Below are 20,311 nucleotides of genomic sequence, written 5' to 3'. Positions count from 1 at the left end.
CGCGGGGGCAACGAGACTCCGGCCGAACGACCGCAGCCACGGATCTTCCCGGCAGGCCCCTCCCACCAAAGCGGCCTACCGGATGAGATGTGCCACCACCATGCGGTCATGGGGCGCCCGGCGATGTTCGAACAGGTAGACACCCTGCCAGGTTCCAAGCGCCGGGCGCCCCGCCGTGACCGGGATCGACAGACTGACCGGCAGAAGGGCTGCCTTGATATGGGCGGGCATGTCGTCAGGGCCCTCATAGGTGTGGGTCAGGTAGGCCATCGCCGGATGGTCTGACGGCGGCACCAGCCGGTGAAAGAACTGCGTCAGGTCGGTCCGCACCTCGGGATCGGCGTTTTCCTGAATGGCGAGCGAACACGAGGTGTGGCGGACAAAGAGGGTCAAAAGCGCATCGCCTTCACCCTCGCAGAACGCCCGCACCAGGTCGGTGAATTCGTAAAGCCCCGGCCCACGCGTCGGGATGGTGAAAACCTCCTGCCGGCTCATGTCCGCCCCTTCAGCCGGTGCCAGACCTTGCGCGCCTCCTGATAAAGCACGTTCCTGCGCGGGAAATCAGTCTTGCGGGTCTTGCGATCATGAACCGTGAACTCAACCGTTTCACGCCAGTCCAGGGCAGTGATGAACTCGTATGAGAGGCCCAGTTTCCAGACGAGATAGGGAAAGGAAATCTGGTCCCGCCGGGAAAAGCGCAGGACATGTTCCATCCAGCGGTCCCCGAAGCGGATCAGCGCCGGATCGTTATGACGACGCACCATGAAATGGCCTTCGATCAGGCCGGAATGCGCGGGCATGCCTTCGCTGCGATAGCTCCGTTCCCGCTCCTTCAGGATGCGGTAATCGTCGAGCCCGTTTTCCCAGCAGGTCTTCAATTCGTGATAGACGCAGTCGCGGCGGAAATGCGGGAAGGCGAAAAAACTGGCATCGGACTGGCCCCGGACGGCCGTCAGCACCTCCCTCGGGTCGCGCTTCAGCCGGGACTTGTTGTCGATCCAGATCGACCAGTCGGTATCGGGGAAATAGCGATGCGGCGCCAGTTTCGCCCGGCGCGAGGCACGGGGCGGATCAAGACCGTCAAGCGGATCGAGGATCACCTCCACGCCTGGCAGCACCACATCCCCGCGGTCGGTGAACAGCACCCGGCGGCAGCTATCAAAGCCGCCGAAAACATCGGGGTTCAGGGGGTCGGCAGACCCATAATGGGCGGAATAAAGAACGAGAGACATGGAACCAAAGTCTGAGTTTTGCCGGGCACTATAAGCAGGTCGGGCGCGGATGACAGGGGGAATGCCGGGTCGCTGCCCGATCACGCTCCATCGCCCGCGCGGTGCCGCCCGTCGTCCTGCCCGCGAACGTGATCACCCACCGGGCGAAACCCGTGATAGGCTCACCGGCATTCTGATGCAGAAGGATGAAAGATGACAAGGTTGACCGCCAAGGACTTCGCCCCGGAAATCCTCGAGCTCTACGACTTCTACGCCCACGGGCTGATCACCAAGCGCGAATTCCTCGACCGCGCGGGGAAATACGCCGTCGGTTCGCTGACCGCCGCCGCGATCCTCGGCGCGATGAGCCCGAATTACGCTTTGGCCGAACAGGTCAACTTCAACGATCCCGACATCCGCGCCGATTACGTTACTTACCCCTCGCCCAATGGTCACGGCGAGGTGCGCGGTTATCTCGTCCGCCCCTCGGGCGCAGAAGGCAAGCTGCCCTCGGTCGTGGTGGTGCATGAGAACCGCGGCCTCAACCCCTATATCGAGGATGTCGCCCGCCGCCTCGCCAAGGCGGGTTTCTTGGCGCTCGCCCCCGACGGGCTGACCTCGGTCGGCGGCTATCCCGGCAACGACGAAGAGGGGCGTGAGTTGCAAAAGACAGTCGACGGCACGAAGCTGATGAACGACTTCTTCGCCGCGGTCGAGCATCTCATGGCGCATGAGGGGTCGACCGGCAATGTCGGAATCGTCGGCTTTTGTTACGGCGGCGGAGTCTGCAATGCCGCCGCCGTCGCCTATCCGGAGCTCAAGGCCGCCGTTCCCTACTATGGCCGTCAGGCAGCGGCAGAGGATGCGCCGAAGATCAGGGCCTCGCTCATGCTGCATTATGCCGGTCTTGATGAGCGGATCAACGAAGGCTGGCCCGCCTATGAGGCCGCGCTGAAGGAAGCGGGCACCGACTATCAGGCCTTCATATACGAGGGCGTCAATCACGGCTTCCACAACGACTCCACCCCGCGCTACGACGAGGCGGCGGCAGACCTCGCCTGGGGCCGGACTGTGGAGTTCTTCCGCGAAAAGCTGGCGTAGGCCTCAGCGCCGGTTGCGCCGGATCTCGCAGAGCGACTGGGCGTGACCGGCGGTCAGACCCGCATCGGAATTGAAGACCTTGATCAGCCCCGACGATGTCGCCGCCTGATCCGGCAGGAATGTAAACGTCATCGGTTCACCGGCCCGACGCGGCGGCTCGGACAGGCGGTAGAGCTTCACCGTGGGGTTCAGGCGTAGGCCACGGACGGCATAATCCCCCGCCGCGCACCAGAAATCGGTGACACCGGACTTGCCCCGCCACGGGACGGTGAAACCATGGGCGCCACCCGGCTCCACGATCAGACCGTTCTGGGCGGTGAAGCCGAAGGCAGGCGATGAAAGGGTCAGGGCAACAAGGAAGGGTACGAAACGCATGGCGCGATCTCCGGAATGTGCCCTGTTCAGATAGGGCGTATAAGGTGGTTTCCAAGGCCGGTGATCGGTTATTGGCACTCCGACCAGACCTCCGCGCCCGGGTCCCAGCACTGCCCGGCGGCGGTCTTGGCGTCATAGAGCCCGTCACCATAGGCGAAGTCGACCGAGCCCGGATCGCAACGCAGCGTGGCCAGCACCGCCTCGCCCCGCCGCACCTCAATCCCGCCCGTCACCTCGGGGTCCGTACTCTCCTCGACAGGCCGGTCAATATTGCCGAAGACGGTATAGCTGACATCGCCCGACCGGAAGGTGACGCTTTCCCAGATCGCGCGACCGGTTCCGGGCCAAGGCTGGTACTCGACTTGCGTCATGGGAACGGAAAGCGAAAGCTCTGGTGTCCGGCCCGGCCGACCAAAGGCGTAAGACACGGTTTCGGCATCGTGGCAGACATCGACCGCCTTGGCACCGGAGGAAAATGTGCAGGCAAAGGCTGTCTCGGTCGTGTCGGGGCAAGCGGCGAATGCGGGGCTGGCAAGAGTAGTAAGCAAAAAGAGAAATCGCACCGGCTAAATCCTTCAGGACAGAACAATCGGCCACAGCCTATAGCGTTTCGGGGCGTCTTTGAATCGGAAACCGTTCGGCAGGCATGCCCCTGACATGCGCACTGTATCGGCAATAGGCGTCCGCTGCCGTTCGTGAGAAAGAACTTGCCCTGCAAGCGTTGGCGCGCCTTTCTTGGCCCGTCCCAATGCCGGAGGTTCCGATGCCCTATGCCGCCCTGCTCACCCTTGCCCTCTCCATGGGCGTCCTGCTTGCGGTCTATCTGCCCGTCCTCAGCCAGAGCGGCCGCATCGTCGGCTCACCGATCCTTGCCAATGCGCCGTTCTACTTTTTCGGTCTCGTCACGACCGTGATACTGGCGGTTGGCGCGGGCAACCGGATGGCGGATTTTGCCCGGCTGCGCGAGGTGCCGGGCTGGATGTTCCTGACCGGGGTCGTCAGCGCGCTGATGATCCTCGGCTCCACCTTCCTCATTCCCCGCATCGGACCCGGCCCGTTCTTCGTTCTTCTGGTCGCGGGCCAGATCGTGACCGGGGCGGTCCTCAGCCATATGGGCTGGTTCGGCGCGCCGGTGGATGCGGTTGGGCTGAGGAAAGCCACCGGACTGCTTCTGGTGATCTGCGGCGCGGGCCTCGTCTCGCTGCGTTGACAAGGTCGTCGGGGTAGCAGGCAAAGGTAAATCCGGCGCACGTTCCTGCCATACGTTTTGCCGACGGTTTGCCGACAAGGGTCAGTCCGGTTTTCCCGACCTGCGGGACGACGCCCGATCTGCTATTCTGTTCCCATTGATGAAAGGCATTTTTCAAGGGACCGAGGGGTAACAGGCCGGGGTCCCGAAACACGTCGGCACCCCGGCCGCACACGCCTTTTCACGACCCCGCCAGAAGCCTGAAATGAAGCTGGCACGGCCGCATCAGGCCCCCATGTCTTTCCCATGCGAAGGAGGAAGCCATGCCCCGCAACGCGCCAAAACCGCCCGTCCCGAAGCCCCGTCCCGGCGACCGGAAACCACCGGCGCCGCGCGTGGCCTACCGTTTTACTGACTGGGCCATGATCTGAGACCGAGGGCGATATGCCGCCCCGCAATAATATGAAAATCAATGAGAATTTAATATGGCGGCGGAGAGGTTACTCCGCCGCCAAAACCGGTTTGCCCGACCCTTTCGGAGCATTCTTGACCTCGAATTCCTCGTGGTAGGACCGCTCCACATTGACGTTCCACACGTCGTTCTTTTCACCAAGGATATTGCGCGCGGCATACATGGCCGACAGCATCGAATGATCCTGGTTGTTGTAACGATGCAGCCCGTTGCGGCCCACGGTCTGGAAGTTCTCCAGCCCGAGGATCCACTCTTCCAGAACGTCAAGCGCCTCGCGGTATTCGCCGTCATAGACCGGATAGGCCTTGGGCTGGCGGATGATCGCCGCGTCGATGACGTCGCTGGCCTTGGCGAGGCCGAGTTGTTCGAGCTCTTCGGAGGCGAGCTTGCGCAGTTCGGCATTCGACATCGACCAGAGCCCGTCACCCTGCTGGCAGAAATATTCCATGCCGATAGAAGCGGTGTTCTGGTCTGGCAGCATTTCCTTCGACCATGCGCGGAAGTTCTGGATGCGTCCGACCTTCACCTTCGGCGAGTGGATATAGATCCAGTTGTCGCGGAACGGATCGGCGTGGTCGAGAACCAGCGTCACGATCAGGAAGTCACGGTATTTCAGCCTATTGGCAGCCGCCACCACTTCCGGCGGCGGGGGCGGGTCGAAAGAATGAATCAGATCGCGAAGCGCCATCGAGTTGACGAAATGCTCGCCCTCTACCCGTTCGACCACAGGCTCGCGCCCATCCTCGTGCCAATGCTTCACGTCGATCGAGGTCACCCGGTTGCCGTCACGGTTCACCTTGATCACCTCAGATCGCAGGTGCACCTCGCCGCCATTTTCCTCGACGAGGCTTTGCGTCTTTTCCCACATCATTCCCGGACCGAGACGGGGATACTGGAATTCCTCGATCAGCGACGTCGTGTCATTCGCCCCCGAAATCGCGTTCCAGACCGCCTTGAACAGGGATAGGTTCTTGATCCTCTGCGCCGCCCAATCGGCGCGGATATCCTTTGGATTGATGCCCCAGACCTTCTGCGTGTAGCTGCGGAAGAAGTGCATATAGAGGCGACCGCCAAAGCGGTTGATGACCCATTCCTCGAAGTTCTCTTCCTTGCGGTAGGGGCGGACCTGCCACTTGAAATAGGAAAGCAGGATGCGCATCGACTCGTAAGGGCCGATATTCGTGAGCGCGTTGAAGAGTTTCAGCGGATAATCGAAGAACTTTTCGCGGTAGTAGATTCTGCTTAGGCGCGGCACGGTGATGAAGTCATCCTTCAGCACTTCATGCCACATCTCCTCCACTTCCTTCACCTTGGTGAAGAAACGGTGACCGCCGATATCGAACCGGTAGCCGTTGTTCGACTCCGTGCGCGAGATGCCCCCGACCATGTCAGAAGCTTCGTAGACGAGAGGCTTGTGTCGGCTGCTGCGCTTCTGAAGTTCGTAAGCGGCAGTAAGACCGGCGGGGCCGCCGCCGATGACGACGACCGGGGAACGTTTATCCTGCTGCATAATCTCTACCACCGTTCCCTTAAGTATGCGTCCATCAAATCCACCCACGCAGTCGCCAATATACATCGCGCGCGCCGAGGCTCAAAACGATCCATACCACTTCACCCCTCAACCCAGTCACATCCGGAACCAATCATTCAACTTCTGTGCTTTTCGTTCGCCCGAACGCATGATTGTTGTTCATATGCATATTTCGATACACAATCTTTAGTTGAATTAATTATTCAATAATTCCCGTTAAAAGCGTAATTTCCGAATCGGAAGCACTCATGTCGTCACAATTCCATAACCATGAACCGACAGAAAAACCACAACATCCCAAAAAGTTAACGTTCCCGTCAACTTCAGATCTTAATCAATCTGCCACAATTCTCGGCAAGCGAAAGCGTTGCAAAGACGTTCCTCGTATCGAGGATTAATTGCGCAGACGAGGCCACCAACCCGTAGTCAACATTGCTGTGGTCGGTTGCCACCAGAACCGCGTCATATCCGGCTACGGCGTCGATCGACAATACCACAGACTGACGACCCGCAAGGGACGGATGATCCCGCGTTTGCGGCATGACCGGGAAGTAAGGGTCGTGATAGTCGCAGACCGCCCCCATCTCTTCCAGCTCGGTCAAGATTGCCAGCGCGGGGCTTTCCCGGGTGTCCTCGACATTCTTCTTGTAAGCGATGCCAAGGATCAGAACGCGCGCACCCTTGACGGCGACGCCACCCCGACCGAGTTCAATCGCAACTCGGCCAGCGATAAGAGCGGGGGCTGAATCATTGTTCAGCCGCGCAAGGTCGATGATCGGCATGGCCGAGCCGACATCCTTTGCCCGCCAGGACAGATAGACCGGCGAAACCGGGATGCAGTCGCCACCGATGCCGGGGCCGGGATAGAAGGGCATGTAGCCGAAAGGCTTGGTCGCAGCGGCCTGGACCACCTCCCAGATATCGACGCCCATCGCCTCCATGGCGACCTTCATTTCATTCACCAGCGCGATATTCACGGTGCGGAAGCTGTTTTCAGCCAATTTCACCGCCTCTGCCGTGGCCAGTGAACTGACCGGCACAGTCCGCGTCACGATCTGCGAGTAGAACAGATCGACCAGATCACGCGAGCGCACATCGTCTGCGCCGACGATCTTGGGGATCGTATGGGTGGTGAAACTCGCATTGCCCGGATCCTCGCGTTCGGGCGAGAAGGCGAGGAAGAAATCATCCCCTGCGCGGAGACCTCTTGATTCAAGAATCGGCTTGACCACGGTCGCGGTCGCGCCCGGCCAGACCGTGCTTTCCAGAACGACAAGCTGTCCCGGGCGCAGTTGGGCGGCGACAGTTTCGGTAGCGCGGACCACATAGCTCAGATCCGGTTCGCGCGACGGAGACAGCGGCGTCGGAACGCAGATCAGGATCACGTCGGCATCGGCGAGCTTCGCAGGGTCACCAGTCGCGGTGAAACGGCCCGTCGCTACGGCGTCACGGACGCGGGTTTCAGGGAAGTAGGAGATGACACGCTCACCGGCATTGATCGCCGAAACGCGCGCCTCGTTCAGATCGAGCCCGGTGACGGGAAAGCCGACCTCATTCACTGTCAGTGCAAGCGGCAGACCGACATAACCCAGCCCAACGGTCGCAACCCGAGCCTCGTGACGGCCGATGCGATCCTTGAGGGTGGAATAAAGAGAAAATACGTTGGTCATTAACACCCTGCTTCAACAATCGAACCACGCGCAAAACGCGCGACCCAGCCACACCCCTTAATAAAATGGCACATAGACTATAGGCGCCGCAATCTTGCTGACGCCAGTCAGGAATGTTGTACCCCCATTGCGAACAATCATTGGTCGGGGGGGCGTTTGACCCCGGCAGCGGATATGCCGATGGTCGTCCGCAAAGCTGCATGCTACGCTCCGGGCCGATTAAGGTCGCCGTTATTATGCGAGGGAATATGAAGGTTCTGATTACCGGTGGTGCAGGGTTCATTGGCTCGCATCTGGCGGAACGGCTGGTGGCCGAGGGCCATGGCGTGACGGCTCTCGATGACCTGTCGACCGGCCGCAGGGAGAACCTCGCCGGATTGGCCGGCAGCAACCGGTTTCGTTTCGTCGAGGGCACGATCCTCGATGCGCCGACCGTGCAGGGCCTGGTGGATGAGGCCGATGTCATCTTTCACCTTGCCGCCGCTGTGGGTGTAAAGCTGATCATGGACGAACCCTCACGCTCGATTCTCACCAATGTCGGCGGGACCGAGACGGTGCTGAAGGCCGCGCTGAAGGACAAGAAGCTCACTTTCATCGCCTCCACATCGGAAGTTTATGGGAAGGCGGCGAAATTTCCGTTTTCGGAAGATGACGACCTGACCATCGGCGCAACGAAGAACCTGCGTTGGTCCTATGCTTCGGCCAAGCAACTCGACGAGTTCCTGACCTTGGCCTATGTGCGCGAGGCGGAGCTTCCCGCCATTGTCCTGCGCTTTTTCAACACGACCGGACCGCGTCAGACCGGGCGCTATGGCATGGTGCTGCCAAACTTCGTGCAGTCCGCGTTGGAGGGCCGCCCGCTGATGGTCCATGGCACCGGGCAGCAGTCGCGCTGCTTCGGCCATGTCGCCGATGTGGTCGAGGCGCTGGTGCGGTTGATGGCGACGCCATCGGCGCGCGGCGAGGTCTTCAATGTCGGCAACGATCAGGAGGTCACGATCCGCAGCCTTGCCGAACAGGTGATCGCGGCGACCGGTTCGCGGTCGGAGATTCAGCTTGTGCCATATGAAACGGTCTATCCGGTTGGGTTCGAAGACATGGCCCGCCGACTTCCCGACGTATCGAAGCTGGAACGTGCCATCGGCTTCCGCCCGCGTCGTCCCCTGAGCGAGATCATCGCCGATATCGTGGCAGAGAAACGCGCCGCCAGGGCGGCGTGACGACATGCCCGGAGTGACCTTTCCGGCACTGCAACGCCTGTTTGAGCGCTGCAGAGGCGTATGGTCCGGCGACTGTATCCACTGAACATGGCCGTTATTTCCGATATCGTCATCGGTTCGGGCCCCTCCGGCGTCGCAGCGGCAAAGGCTCTGCTGGCCCGCGGGCGTCCGGTCCTGATGCTCGATGGTGGCAAGGTGTTGGAGCCGGAGGCCGAAGCCCGCCGCATTATCCTCGCCAACGACGAGCCCCTTACCTGGGGGCAGGCCTCGCGCGACGCCTGGATGGAGCCGCAATTTGCCGCCGCGCCGGGACAGGTTCGCCGTTACGGTTCGGATTTCGCGATGGAGGCCGGGACGGACACGTTCGCAAACCTGCCCGGCTGGATGGGCCTGCGCGCGTCCCGCGCGGCCGGCGGTCTGTCGAACCTCTGGGGTTCGGCTGTATTGCCCTATGCGCAGCAAGACATGGCGGGCTGGCCGATCACGGCCGACGACCTCACCCCGCACTACCGTGCGGTGGCGGAGTTCCTGCCGGTCGCGGGTGTGCCGGACGAGTTGGAAGCCCCATTGCCTGCCTTCCCGATGGAGGGACGAACCGGCATCGAACCGTCACCGCAGGCGCGCGAACTGCTTGCCCGATTCGAGGCACGACGCACGGCACTTTCTGCTATGGGCGTCCATGCGGGGCCCGCCCGTCAGGCGGTCAACGCTTCCTGCCGTCAATGCGGGTTGTGCTTGCATGGCTGCCCATTCGGACTCATCTGGTCGGCGCGAGATACTCTGGCCGACCTGCAACGACATCCGGGTTTCTCCTACCGCCCCGGCGCTGTCGTCACGCGGATCGAGGAGGGGCCGGACCGCATAACGCTCCATCTTGGTGATGGCACAACCGTCTCAGGCACACGCGCGTTCCTTGGGGCCGGCGTTCTGGAAACGGCGCGCATCCTCCTGGCCTCGCAGCCAAACCTTGAGGAACTGGTGCTGAAGGACAGCCAGCACGCCTTCCTGCCCATGCTGCACCGCTGGCGGAACCGCGCTCGCCCCGACCGGGGCCGCTTTCACACGCTGCCGCAGGCCTTCGTGGAGATCGACGCGCCCGAAGTGTCGCCCTTCCTGGTCCATTCCCAGCTTTACACCTGGAACGAACATTTCCCCCGCGATCTTGTCGAGAACTATGCAAGAAAACTGCCCGGTTCCGCCCCCGTCTTCATTGCGCTCGCAAGACGGCTGATCGTGGCGCAGGTCTTCCTGCATTCGGACCATTCGCACCGGATATCGCTGAGTCTTGCCAGCGATGGGCGTTTACAGGCAGGGCTGGAGGCAAACCCGGCAATGGAGCGCGTTCTGAAGGCCGCCGCCAGGCATATGGGCCTTGCAATGCGCAAAGCGGGCCTCCTGCCGCTCACCTTCGCCGCCCGTCCCGGCGCGCCGGGATCGAGCTTTCATGTCGGGGCCTCCGTCCCGATGGCCGCAGAACCGAAACCGGGCGAGTCCGATGCACTGGGCCGCCCACTCGGCTGGAACAGGCTGCACCTGATCGACGCGTCCAGCCTGCCCGCGATCCCGGCGACGACGATCACGTTTTCGGTCATGGCCAACGCCCACCGCATCGGCACGCTGGCGCCTTAAACCCCGTTCTCGAACGCACCGGCCTCAAGCGCCTTGGCCAGTTCCGCATCACCCTTGCCCAGTGCTGCACGGGCAAAGGCGTCGCCATAGGCTTCCAGCACCCGATCCTCGCGCCAGACTTCGCCGAACGCCTTGCGCGCGGCCACTGACCGCGCGGCACGGGTTTTCGGGTCCGACTGGATCGCCCGCATGGCATCCACCAACTCGTCTTCGGTCTCAAACAAAGCCCCGGCGCCCGACCGTTCGACGATCTCGGGGAACGGCCCCAGTCTGCGGGCGATCACGGGCGTACCCAGCCGGAAACTCTCGATCAGGATGATCCCGAACGTCTCATAGCAGACCGAGGGCACGATCAGGCCCAGCGCGCCCCGGTAATATGCATTGAGTTCGTCCGGACTCTTGCGGCCGAGGAACTGGATATTCTTGCGGTCGCCCGCGAACCGCTTCAACTCATCCGCATAGTCGCCGTCGCCAAGGATCAGGAGGTCCGCATCAGGATAGCGGTCCATCGCCGGAAAGACATCCTGCAAGCCCTTGATCTTTTCCAGCCGCCCCACGAACAGGAAATAGGGGCGCGGATGGCCGGTATAGGGTTCGGCTAGCTGGGGCAGGTCTGGAAGGAAATAGGGCAGGACTGTCATTTCCTGCCTGAGCCCGAATTCCGCATGTTTGGCCCGGCTGAATTCGCTCTTGGCGATGATCAGGTCCATGTGATCGAGCGCGCGGTCCAGCATGCCGGTATGCCGCCAGAGCTGCGGCGGGCGCTTGAAGCTGATCTGGCATTTCAGGCAATGTTTTTCGTCGCAAAGCTCGCGTCCGTATCGCCAGAGAACATGGCTGGGGCAGACCAACCAATGTTCATGCGCCTCATAGACCTTCAGCCCCTCGCCCATCGGCAACAGGCCCGGCCCGCCGATCAGCGAGGTATTGTTGTGCCAGATGATGTCGGGTTTGCGCTCGGCCAGTATCTCGCGGATGCGCGCGGCGTGGGTCACGGGCCGTCCCAACTGCTGGGTCAGCAGGTTCGACAGCATGCCGTTCTTCGCACGAAGACCAATCCGCCGCACCCCGTCGGGCGGTCCTTCCGCCTGAACCTTGCCACCGAGGATCAGATAGCTGTCCTCGTCATGCACGACCGTGATGTCATGCCCCCGCGCCGCAAGCGCACGCGCCATGCGTTGCACGCCGATCGCGTCGCCGCCAAATGAATAGGGCGGGTAGAAGGTGGTGAACATGACAATGGACAGCGACCTCATGCCGAGACCTCCGGGGTGGGCCGGGCATAGGAGAGGAACAAAAGCAGCCTGTCGCGCATCAGGACAAGAGTCAGCACCGCAAAGACCACTATGCCGGTCAGAATGCTGACCAGTACATCGACAATCAGCGGCGCGCCGGAAAGCGTCCGGTGGGTCAGGATCACCGCAACCGCCATCGCGGCCGTGGAAAGGGCTGGCACGATGTTGCAGGTCACAAGCGGCAGCACCGCCATATCCCCAAGCCGCGCCACCAATCGGTAGCGGAAGACCCAAAGCATATAATGAGCCACGACAAATGCACCCGTGATCGCCACCAGCCCCCAGCGCGACGCAATCAGCATCAGGGCCGCCCCCAAAACCACATTGGCCCAGGTCAGCAGCGTAATCTCGCCCGCCTTGCCGGCGGCGAGACAGAAGCTCTGCTGCACCATTGCGATAGAGAGATAGAGCCCGAGGAAGGCGAGCACCGACAGGACCGGTGCGGCGCCCAGCCATTCCTCGCCGAAGAAGAGCCGCAGGACCGGTTCGGCGAGGACCGCAATGCCAACAAAGAACGGGAAGGCCAGAACGCCCGTCAGCCGCGCGATGTCGAGAAGCAGATCCCCCGCCCGGCCACCTTCGCGCCGTACCGCCGCGAAGGCGGGCTGCGATACCATGCGGAGAGGCGTCGAGATGAGGAACGTGAGCGTCTCCACAAGCCGCCACGAGACAGCGTAGAGCCCCGTCGCAAGCGGCCCTAAAGTCGCACCGATCAGAAGTGTTGGCATCTGAACCACGGCAAGTTCGGCCATGCGCAGGCCCAGCACCTGCGCCCCGAATGCACCGGCCTTACGGACATGCCCTTTCGTCGTCTTCAGCCCCGGCCGCCAGGCAACTGCAGTCCAGGCCATCACGACATTGGTCGAAATCATCGCGATCCACTGGCCGACGAAACTCCAGACACCCCAGCCGCTCAGCGCCATCCCGATCCCCACGGCGCCGCCGACGATGACACCGGCGATGGCGCGCAAGGAGAGGACGCGGAAGTTGAACTCGCGTCGCAGGATCGCCACCGGCACGGCGGTGAAGGCGATCAGCAGGACGGTGACCGACAGCCCGCGGATCAGCCCCGCCACGATCTCATGCCCGTAAAGCGCGGCAATCCCCCCAGCCCCGACCCACAGCACCAGCGCCAGCAGCAGCCCCAGTCCGGCGGTCAGCCAGAAGGTGGCGTTATAGTCCTCATCTTTCGGGTCATGCGCGGCGATCAGGTATTCCGACACGCTTTCACGCACCAGAGCCTCGGCCAGCACGATGAAGACGGCTGCCATGGAGAGAAGCCCGTAAAGCTCGGGCCCAAGGAGTTTTGCCATGGTCACGAAGACGACGAAGTTGATCGCCTGTTCGGTCCAGCCGCCCGCCGCCATCCAGGCGACGCCCTTGATGAACTTGTGCCCGACACTCACCGCCCCGCCCCCGGGGCGATGCCCTGCCAGGGCCGCGCCACCGCCGACTTGATCGCGCGCAGCCCCTTGCGGGCGGCAAGATAGGCCGCACCCCGTCCGGCAAGATGGGCGCGCCAGCGGGCGATATCGGTGAAATAGAACATCTCAAGCCGGGGCAGGTCATGAACGTCGTCGCCCAACCCCGCCTGCCCGAGCCGTGTTCCCACGGATGTCTTGTAGAGTGACGCGATCTCGGTCCGCACCTCTGGCCCCGCGATCCCATAGGGCGGCGCGAAATGGCGGATGGTATGGGACAGCCGCTCCTCGATATGGGCTTTCGACCGCTGCAACTCTGCCCCCCGCGCGTCTTCCGGCAAGGCGTCGAGATCGGGATGGCTGACGGTGTGGCTGCCGAACCCGACACCTTCGGCAAAAAGCGCCCGGATCGTGCCCCAGCCCATCAGCTTACGCGGCGGCTCGGCGATGCCGCGCCAGCCTTCCTGGCGGCCGATATAGGCGGTGGGCAGATAGACAATCGGCCTGAACCCGAGTTTCGACATCTCCGGCCAGGCGGCATCGGCGAAATCCTGAAACCCGTCATCGAAGGTGAGGATTACCGAATGGGGGCCAAGCTGCCCCTGACCGTCCCGCGCCGCAAGATAGTCGTCCAGCGTGATCACCGGTACGCCCGCCTCCGCAATCGCCGCCATCTGCCGGGCAAAGATGGCGGGCGCGATGGAGGTCGCCCCGCCCCGGTCCGAGATCGAGTGATACATCAGGATATCGACCACCGGCCCGCCCATGATCAGTCCTCGACCCGGTGGCTTTCGAATTCGTGGCGGTGTTCGGCCCATTTTACCCGATCGATCCCGCCCTCAGCCGTCAGCACGTCCGAGGCCGCATAGGCCATGGCAAAGGCATGGTGGGTATTGTCATGGGCAAAGAGGCCCTGCCGCCCGAAACTCAGGAACCCGTCGAGCGACGAGAGCCAGTTGTCGACCGTCTCGAAATGCCGCTGATAGTCGAGGTCATAGACCGGATAGGCATGGGCGATGCGCCGCGTCTCAGTCCGGATCACCGGTACGTTGACCGGCAGGCCGAGATTGCCTAGCCACTCGCAATAGTGCTGCCCAAGTTCCACATCCGACATGCCCCACCACTTCTCGCCGGGGTCGCAGGGAAGTTCGGCGCAAAGGATCGTGCGGCCCTGCGGTTCAGTCGCCGAATTGTAGTTCTTCGGCTCTGACATCCGGCTGATCGGAATCGAAAGCTCCGGAAAGTAATGCGCGTCATATTCGGTGAAGCGATCGGTTTCGAGGATGAGATAGACGAGGATCATGCCCCGGAAGCGGATCGCCTCGGCCGCCATGATCACCTCGGGCGGCGGGGGCGGGTCCATCAGCTTGACGACCGTGGTCAGGGGGATCGTGGAATAGACCTGATCGGGCTCGTGCCGGGTCTCGGTATCGCCATCCTTCGTGACGATGCCCGTCACGCGACTGCCCTCGCGTTCGATCTTGGTAATGTTCGTGCCAAAACTGAACGCGGCCCCCTGCCCTTCGGCCGCCGCGACCATGGCATTCGATATCTGCCCGAACCCCTTTCTCGGGTAATAGAACCGCCCCGTCGTCGCGCCCCGAAGGCCCGGGATCATCTTCAGCATCTTGCCGAGAATCTTGCCGATGGAGGAGCCGGAGACCCGCCGTTCGGCGAGTGTCACGGCCAGCTTGTCGGGATCGAGGCCCCAGAGTTTGCGGACATAGGGAAAGTAGAAATTCTCCGATATCGTGGGCCCGAGCCCATCGTAGAGCACCGAGGAAAAGCTGCGCGGGCCGGTGGATTTCTTGCGGAACTTCTTCAACGCCATGTCGCCGATCAGCGAGGCCGCGAAGGCAGGTGGCAACTTCAAGAGCGCGTCCTGCAATTTCAGCGGAAAGTGGATCCAGCGCCCGCCCAGCCGAATCCGGCCATGGCGCGGTTGCAGAAGCAGGTCATCGCCCAGAAGCGCCTTCACATCGGCCAGCACGTTTTCATCCGCAACGGGATGAAACCGGTGCGAGCCATAGTCGCACCAGATGCCGTCGATCTGGAATGAGGTTGAATTGCCCCCGGCAACAGGCGCACGTTCCAGCACCTCCACTTCGGCCTTGCCCTTCGACAAAGCATAGGCGGCAGCGATGCCCGCGGGTCCCGCACCAAGTATGGTGATCCGGGGCTTTCCGCCGGTCGGGGTCGTTCTGTCTGTTGGGACGGTCAAGTGTTTCTCCTGAAGACCCAGAAAAGGGATATGAAATAGCTGCACAGGAACGAGGCCCCGAAGGCCACCGTCAGCGCGATCCAGAACGGCACGGCCGTTGCACGCTCAAACCCGACGAGCACGATCAGCCGCACGATGAGCGACGCCATGACGGCTGCCAGATAGCGCAGAAAACCAAGGGCAGAGGCAGGGGCACCGTCGCCGGTCGAAAAGGTGATGTGGTGATGGCCGAGATAGTTCAGGACCGTGCCGATGAGAAACCCAATCGTCGAGGCGACGACGCCAGAGAGGCCGAGAAAGGAATGCAGGGCAAGGGCGGATAGGTAGTCCGCCACCGTCCCCACGCTCGACACGCCGAAAAAGCGCATGAACCGGCTGTTTCCGATCCGCGCCAGCATCACCGGCCCCCGCGATATTTGGGACAGCCATGGGTCATTCGATATACATCTCATGCCACATGGAGAAGTTCAGCATGCCCCAGAGCGCGCGGCCATGGTCTCGCTTGCTGGTCATATGTTCGTCCACCAATCGCTTGACCGCGTCGGGGCGGAAGATGTCGAGTTTCCGCATCCGTTCCTCGCCAAGATAGTGGTGCACCATGTCCGCCAGATCGGTCTTCAGCCAGCGCGAATAGGGCATTTCCAGCCCGACCTTCTTCTTGTCGAGGATCGATTGCGGCAGATGCCCCTCCATCGCGCGGCGCATCAGATGCTTCTTGCGACCGTTCTTCATCTTCAGGGCGGGCGGCACGCGGCCGAGATAACCGGTCAGTTCCGGATCGGTGAAGGGCACCCGCGCTTCCAGCGAATGGGCCATCGTCATCCGGTCGTTCTTGATCATGAGGTCATCGGGCAGGAAGAGCGTCGAGTCGATATACATCAGCCGCGACAGCACCTCGTCCGCGCCACAGCGGGCGAAGCGTTCGCGGAAATGCCGGACAGTCGGCTGCGCGTCGAGTTCGTTGCGCACCCGGTCGGAATACATCCCGAATTTCTGCGCCTCGGTCAGGACAATACGCCACCACAAATGAGCCTCTTCCGGCGGCAGGTCGAGCCCGCCGAGGAAACGCTTGAGCTTGAATTCGAAACTCAGCTTCTTGTCCGACACGGGCAGAAGCTGCGCCAAGGGCGCAATGATGCCGTTGCGGATGAAGCCCGGCACCCGCCGCGCCATACGGTAGGTCTTGTAGGCGGCATAGGTATCGTATCCGGCAAAGACCTCGTCCCCGCCCTCGCCCGAAAGCACCACCACGACGTCGTCCTTTGCCAACTCGCTGACGCAATAGGTCGGGATCGCGGAGCCGTCGCCATAGGGTTCGTCGATGAAGGCGATGCTTTTCGGCAAAAGCTCCCGCACCATGTCAGCGGTTACGATCACCTCGCGATGTTCGGTCTTGAAATGCTCGGCGACGATCCGGGCATAGGGCAGTTCGTTGAAACTGTCGTCCTCGAACCCGACCGAATAGGTATGCAGCTTCGCATTCGTCTGTTTGCTCATCAACGCGACGAGCGTGCTGGAATCGAGCCCGCCCGACAGGAAGATGCCGACCGGTACGTCCGCGATCAGGTGCCGCGCCAGCGACTCGTCCATCAGGCGAAAGGATTCGGCCACCGCCTCTTCCTCGGTGATGGCATCCGAGGCGGTGAAATCGAGGTCCCAGTAGCGCGTCAGCGCGGTCGTGCCGTCTGGCGAGACCGACAGAACATGGCCCGGCGGCACTTCATGGATGCCCTCGAAGGCGGTCTGCTGGTCGGGCACGTAGTTCAGCGTCAGGAAATCATGAAGCGCCTGAAGCGAGGGGCGGCGCGGGACGCGGGCATCGGCGATGATCGCCTTGATCTCGGACCCGAAGCGGAAATAGGCGCCATCCTGTTGATAGAAAAGCGGTTTGATCCCGAAGCGGTCGCGCATCAGATGCAGCATCCCACTCTTCCGGTCCCAGATCGCCAGCGCGAACATGCCACTCAGTTCCGACGCAATCGCGGGGCCCAACTCCTCGAAGAGGTGGATGATCACCTCGCTGTCGGTCAGCGATTTGAAGGCGTGGCCCTTTTCCTCAAGCCGGTGCTTCGCCTTCAGTTCGCGGAAGTTATAGACCTCGCCATTGTAGGTCATCACTACCGCGCCATCCTCGTTACCCATCGGCTGGTGTCCTGCGGAAGACAGGTCTATGACGGACAGCCGCCGGTGGCCGAAACCGACCGGCCCCTCTACCCAAGTGCCGCGGTCATTCGGGCCGCGATGGGCCATGGTGTCGGTCATGGTTTCGAGCAGGGACTGATCGCCCGGCCCAAGACCCGCCCCGATCGCCATGATTCCGCAAATTCCGCACATCTCTTACTCTTTTACCTCGTTCACCATGCCCGCCCGATCATCTAACCCGCACCTGGCACGCTGACGACAATCTCACCGCCGCCGAGCGTTCCCCAGAAGGTTTCGGCCGTCGTAAAGTCCCGCTCCAGCCGGTCCATAAGATCGGGATGCGCTGTCCGTGCCTGCACCGGCAGGGTGTAGAGCACCCAGACCCGCCCGCCACCGGCCAGAAGCGTGTCCAGATCCGCAACCGTGTCGATCCGCACCCAACCCTTTTGATAGTACTGGTTATAGGGCAGGTCGGATATGCCGATTACGGCAACCGGATCACTCGCGTCGCGATGCGCCTCGACATAGTCGATTGACGCGGTGAAGCTCTGTTTCGGATAATAGGCTCGGGGCAGCGACATCGCCGAGGCCGCAACCAGAACCAATGCCGGGGCAATGGCGATCCAGTCGGCAAGCCGCCCGTCAACCCGCAGCATTCGGGCCGCCAGTGCACCGAAGGCCGTGGCGCCATGGATCACGATGACGATGGCAAACCCCATGGCGAAGAAGAAGAAGCGCGGGAAAAGCGTGTAGCCGATGCTGGTCATCAAAAGCACGGCCAGACCGACCGGGATCACGAAGAAGGCCACCGGCGCGCCATCGCTGCGGGCAAAGCGGGCCATGCCGACCAGCACCACCAGTCCCCCCGCCGCCAGCACGCCCGCGCCGGAAAAGCCGAGCCGGAGCGAGCCGAGAAGTTCGCGCAAAGCCCAGAGCGGGTTTGTCCATTCGCTGTCGCCCTGAAGGCCCGAGCCGAGCAGCGCGCCGCCGAGAATGTCGGGCAGGACGATGGCATGCAGCACTAACGTCAGTAGCGTCAGGATGCCGAAGCCCTGAAAGACGCCGGACCAGAGCGGAAACGTCCCGTCGCCCCTGTGCCTGGCGGCGCGGTAGAGGAAGAAAAGGAAATGGCCGATGAACAGAAAGCCGATGGTCAGATGGGTGAAAGCGCCCAGCGCCCCCGCCACCGCATAGGCGACCCAGCGGGCCGTGCTGCCGGTCCGCATCGCGTCGATCAGGAAGGAACTCGACAGAAGCGAGAAGAAGAGAAGCGCGGTATAGCCGCGCGCATTCTGGCTGAACCACAGATGGTGATAGGACAGCGCCAGCAGGAGCGCGGCGGCCAAAGCCTCGGGCCAGGACATCACGCGGCGGGCAAACCCATAGATCGCGGCGATGCTGGCGATGCCGAAAAGGGCTGCCGGAAGCCGGATTGCCGTGACGGTATCGCCGATGGCGTCGATCGAAAGCCGGGCGAGAAAGGTGTAGAGGATATGGTTATTGGCATCCTTGAAAGTCGTCAGGATCTGCATAGGCGTCAGATGCATATGGCTGACATGCATCAGCATCTCGTCATACCAGATACCGCGTTCCAGCGCGTAAAACCGCAGCCCCGCCGCCACCGCCAGGATCGCGAGAAGCGCGCCCCAGACCCAGACGGGTGCGACATCACGATATTCCGCGCCGTCATCCGGGTTTCCCGCCACCGTGAAGCGCGGCATGGCCAGAAGATAGACTCCGAAGATGCCGAGGACGACCCGGAACACCGTGATCCCGGCCTCCGCCCCGGGCAAAATAGCGCCCAGCACACCACCGGGCACGAGTGCCAGACCGGCACAGAGAATGCCGAACAGGATGAAGAGAGATTTCATAGGCTCCGCACTATCCCTTCGCCCCCGGGTTCCGCGACGGTCTCATGGCCTCAGATGCAGGCGCGAGATCATGTCGGCGATCAGCCCCAACGACCAGATCATGATCGCCGCCAGATAGGCAAAGATCACCGTTTCCGAGAGATCGCCGAAGGTCAGGTCGATGACAAACTTGACGGTGCCAATGACGAGGAACACGAGCCCGAGCGGGATGAACACACGCAAGGGATTGAACAGCGTCGAGATGCGCAGGATCAGGATCAGGAAATTGATGAAATCCATCGGCTTGATCTTCGATTTGCCCACGCGCTTGCCGTATTCGATGGGCGTGTAAATCATCCGTTTACCGTTCGCCGCCATACAAAGCGTGATCGTCGTCGTGAACGAAAACTTCTGCGGCAGAAGCGGGATGAAGGGCACCAGTTCGGATTTGCGGAAGACCCGCAGGCCGGAATTGAGATCATTGAGCCTGCGTTCGGCAAGGAAGGAGGCGAATTTGTTCAGGAACCATTTCGCCGGACGCCGGACCAGCGGCACATTCTTCATCGCAGCGCCCCTGTCCCCCACGACCATGTCCTGATCGCGGCACATGGCCAGCATCTCCGGCAGGTAATGCGGCGGATAGGTGCCGTCGGCGTCAATGATCGCGACGTATTCGTGCTGCGCCCGCCTGACCCCGCGTTTCAGGGATGCGCCGTAGCCGGTATTGACCTGATTGCTGTCGACAACGACACCCGTCTGCCGCGCGATTTCCAGCGTCCTGTCCTCGGACCCGTCATCGACGACGATGATCTCATAGGGAATGCCGAGAGGGTCCATCGCGGCGCGCACCTCCTCGATCGTCGCCTTTACCGCGCCTTCCTCATTGTAGGCCGGTATCACGACGGAGAGCGACATGCCCTCAACTTCACTGACCAGCGTTTTCAGTTCGGCCTGATCGACCTCTCTGTCTTTCATATCCTTCAT

The 20,311-nt window shown here is 62.1% G+C and carries 18 protein-coding genes; 4 read left to right on the top strand and 14 right to left on the bottom strand.

Annotation, left to right across the window (positions count from 1 at the left end):
* Positions 1-75: 75 nt before the first annotated feature.
* Both QKW60_RS11795 and QKW60_RS11790 read right to left on the bottom strand, forming a co-directional pair.
* Positions 76-495, bottom strand: coding sequence for a secondary thiamine-phosphate synthase enzyme YjbQ (locus tag QKW60_RS11795; protein ID WP_282368938.1), 420 nt, complete (start codon positions 493-495; stop codon positions 76-78).
* Entirely contained in the window at positions 492-1,232 is a 741-nt protein-coding gene (locus QKW60_RS11790; RefSeq protein ID WP_282368936.1) for a glycosyltransferase domain-containing protein, read from the bottom strand. Before QKW60_RS11790 ends, QKW60_RS11795 begins: the two co-directional genes overlap by 4 nt.
* A gap of 192 nt (positions 1,233-1,424) precedes the next feature.
* Here QKW60_RS11790 and yghX point away from each other — a divergent pair, with 192 nt between their 5' ends.
* Positions 1,425-2,312, top strand: a complete 888-nt coding sequence (gene yghX / locus QKW60_RS11785; protein ID WP_282368934.1) for a YghX family hydrolase — start codon at positions 1,425-1,427, stop codon at positions 2,310-2,312.
* A gap of 3 nt (positions 2,313-2,315) precedes the next feature.
* On the opposite strand, the gene QKW60_RS11780 is transcribed toward yghX, so the two are convergent.
* Both QKW60_RS11780 and QKW60_RS11775 read right to left on the bottom strand, forming a co-directional pair.
* Entirely contained in the window at positions 2,316-2,687 is a 372-nt protein-coding gene (locus QKW60_RS11780; RefSeq protein ID WP_282368933.1) for a hypothetical protein, read from the bottom strand.
* Positions 2,688-2,755: 68 nt separating this feature from the next.
* Positions 2,756-3,250, bottom strand: a complete 495-nt coding sequence (locus tag QKW60_RS11775; protein WP_282368932.1) for a hypothetical protein — start codon at positions 3,248-3,250, stop codon at positions 2,756-2,758.
* A 200-nt stretch (positions 3,251-3,450) separates the two neighbouring features.
* Here QKW60_RS11775 and QKW60_RS11770 point away from each other — a divergent pair, with 200 nt between their 5' ends.
* Positions 3,451-3,897, top strand: coding sequence for a DMT family transporter (locus QKW60_RS11770; protein ID WP_282368931.1), 447 nt, complete (start codon positions 3,451-3,453; stop codon positions 3,895-3,897).
* A 479-nt stretch (positions 3,898-4,376) separates the two neighbouring features.
* On the opposite strand, the gene QKW60_RS11765 is transcribed toward QKW60_RS11770, so the two are convergent.
* Together QKW60_RS11765 and QKW60_RS11760 are read right to left on the bottom strand one after the other, a co-directional pair.
* Entirely contained in the window at positions 4,377-5,858 is a 1,482-nt protein-coding gene (locus tag QKW60_RS11765) for an NAD(P)/FAD-dependent oxidoreductase (RefSeq protein ID WP_282368930.1), read from the bottom strand.
* Between the two features lie 344 nt (positions 5,859-6,202).
* On the bottom strand, positions 6,203-7,549 hold the full coding sequence (locus QKW60_RS11760) for a nucleotide sugar dehydrogenase (protein ID WP_282368929.1): 1,347 nt from the start codon (positions 7,547-7,549) through the stop codon (positions 6,203-6,205).
* Between the two features lie 248 nt (positions 7,550-7,797).
* Here QKW60_RS11760 and QKW60_RS11755 point away from each other — a divergent pair, with 248 nt between their 5' ends.
* The gene (locus QKW60_RS11755) at positions 7,798-8,769 is read left to right on the top strand and encodes an NAD-dependent epimerase/dehydratase family protein (protein WP_282368928.1); all 972 of its coding nucleotides are present in this window, start codon (positions 7,798-7,800) and stop codon (positions 8,767-8,769) included.
* Positions 8,770-8,829: 60 nt separating this feature from the next.
* The gene (locus QKW60_RS11750; RefSeq protein ID WP_282368927.1) at positions 8,830-10,398 is read left to right on the top strand and encodes a GMC family oxidoreductase; all 1,569 of its coding nucleotides are present in this window, start codon (positions 8,830-8,832) and stop codon (positions 10,396-10,398) included.
* Here the strand turns inward: QKW60_RS11750 and QKW60_RS11745 are convergent.
* The 8 genes from QKW60_RS11745 to QKW60_RS11710 are packed head-to-tail and all read right to left on the bottom strand — an operon-like array spanning position 10,395 to position 20,302.
* Positions 10,395-11,654: a glycosyltransferase family 4 protein gene (locus tag QKW60_RS11745; RefSeq protein WP_282368925.1), complete on the bottom strand. Its 1,260-nt coding sequence runs from the start codon at positions 11,652-11,654 to the stop codon at positions 10,395-10,397. The genes QKW60_RS11750 and QKW60_RS11745 overlap by 4 nt on opposite strands.
* A complete protein-coding gene (locus QKW60_RS11740) occupies positions 11,651-13,099 on the bottom strand; it encodes a lipopolysaccharide biosynthesis protein (protein ID WP_282368923.1) in 1,449 nt (482 codons plus the stop codon). Before QKW60_RS11740 ends, QKW60_RS11745 begins: the two co-directional genes overlap by 4 nt.
* A complete protein-coding gene (locus QKW60_RS11735; RefSeq protein ID WP_282368921.1) occupies positions 13,096-13,881 on the bottom strand; it encodes a polysaccharide deacetylase family protein in 786 nt (261 codons plus the stop codon). The genes QKW60_RS11740 and QKW60_RS11735 overlap by 4 nt, the downstream gene beginning before the upstream one ends.
* A gap of 2 nt (positions 13,882-13,883) precedes the next feature.
* The gene (locus tag QKW60_RS11730) at positions 13,884-15,335 is read right to left on the bottom strand and encodes a protoporphyrinogen/coproporphyrinogen oxidase (RefSeq protein ID WP_282368919.1); all 1,452 of its coding nucleotides are present in this window, start codon (positions 15,333-15,335) and stop codon (positions 13,884-13,886) included.
* Positions 15,332-15,733, bottom strand: coding sequence for a GtrA family protein (locus QKW60_RS11725; RefSeq protein ID WP_282368917.1), 402 nt, complete (start codon positions 15,731-15,733; stop codon positions 15,332-15,334). The genes QKW60_RS11730 and QKW60_RS11725 overlap by 4 nt, the downstream gene beginning before the upstream one ends.
* A 34-nt stretch (positions 15,734-15,767) precedes the next feature.
* Complete coding sequence (asnB, locus tag QKW60_RS11720) at positions 15,768-17,669, bottom strand: asparagine synthase (glutamine-hydrolyzing) (protein WP_282368916.1); 1,902 nt, start codon at positions 17,667-17,669, stop codon at positions 15,768-15,770.
* Positions 17,670-17,710: 41 nt separating this feature from the next.
* Positions 17,711-19,348: a glycosyltransferase family 39 protein gene (locus QKW60_RS11715; RefSeq protein WP_282368915.1), complete on the bottom strand. Its 1,638-nt coding sequence runs from the start codon at positions 19,346-19,348 to the stop codon at positions 17,711-17,713.
* A gap of 42 nt (positions 19,349-19,390) precedes the next feature.
* Complete coding sequence (locus tag QKW60_RS11710) at positions 19,391-20,302, bottom strand: glycosyltransferase family 2 protein (RefSeq protein WP_282368913.1); 912 nt, start codon at positions 20,300-20,302, stop codon at positions 19,391-19,393.
* Between the last annotated feature and the right edge of the window lie 9 nt (positions 20,303-20,311).

The organism is Albidovulum aestuarii, assembly GCF_029961185.1.
Classification (GTDB): Bacteria; Pseudomonadota; Alphaproteobacteria; order Rhodobacterales; family Rhodobacteraceae; genus Albidovulum; species Albidovulum aestuarii.
The sequence above is the reverse complement of the archived record's forward strand: the minus strand, read 5'-3'. Positions and strand labels throughout refer to the sequence as shown.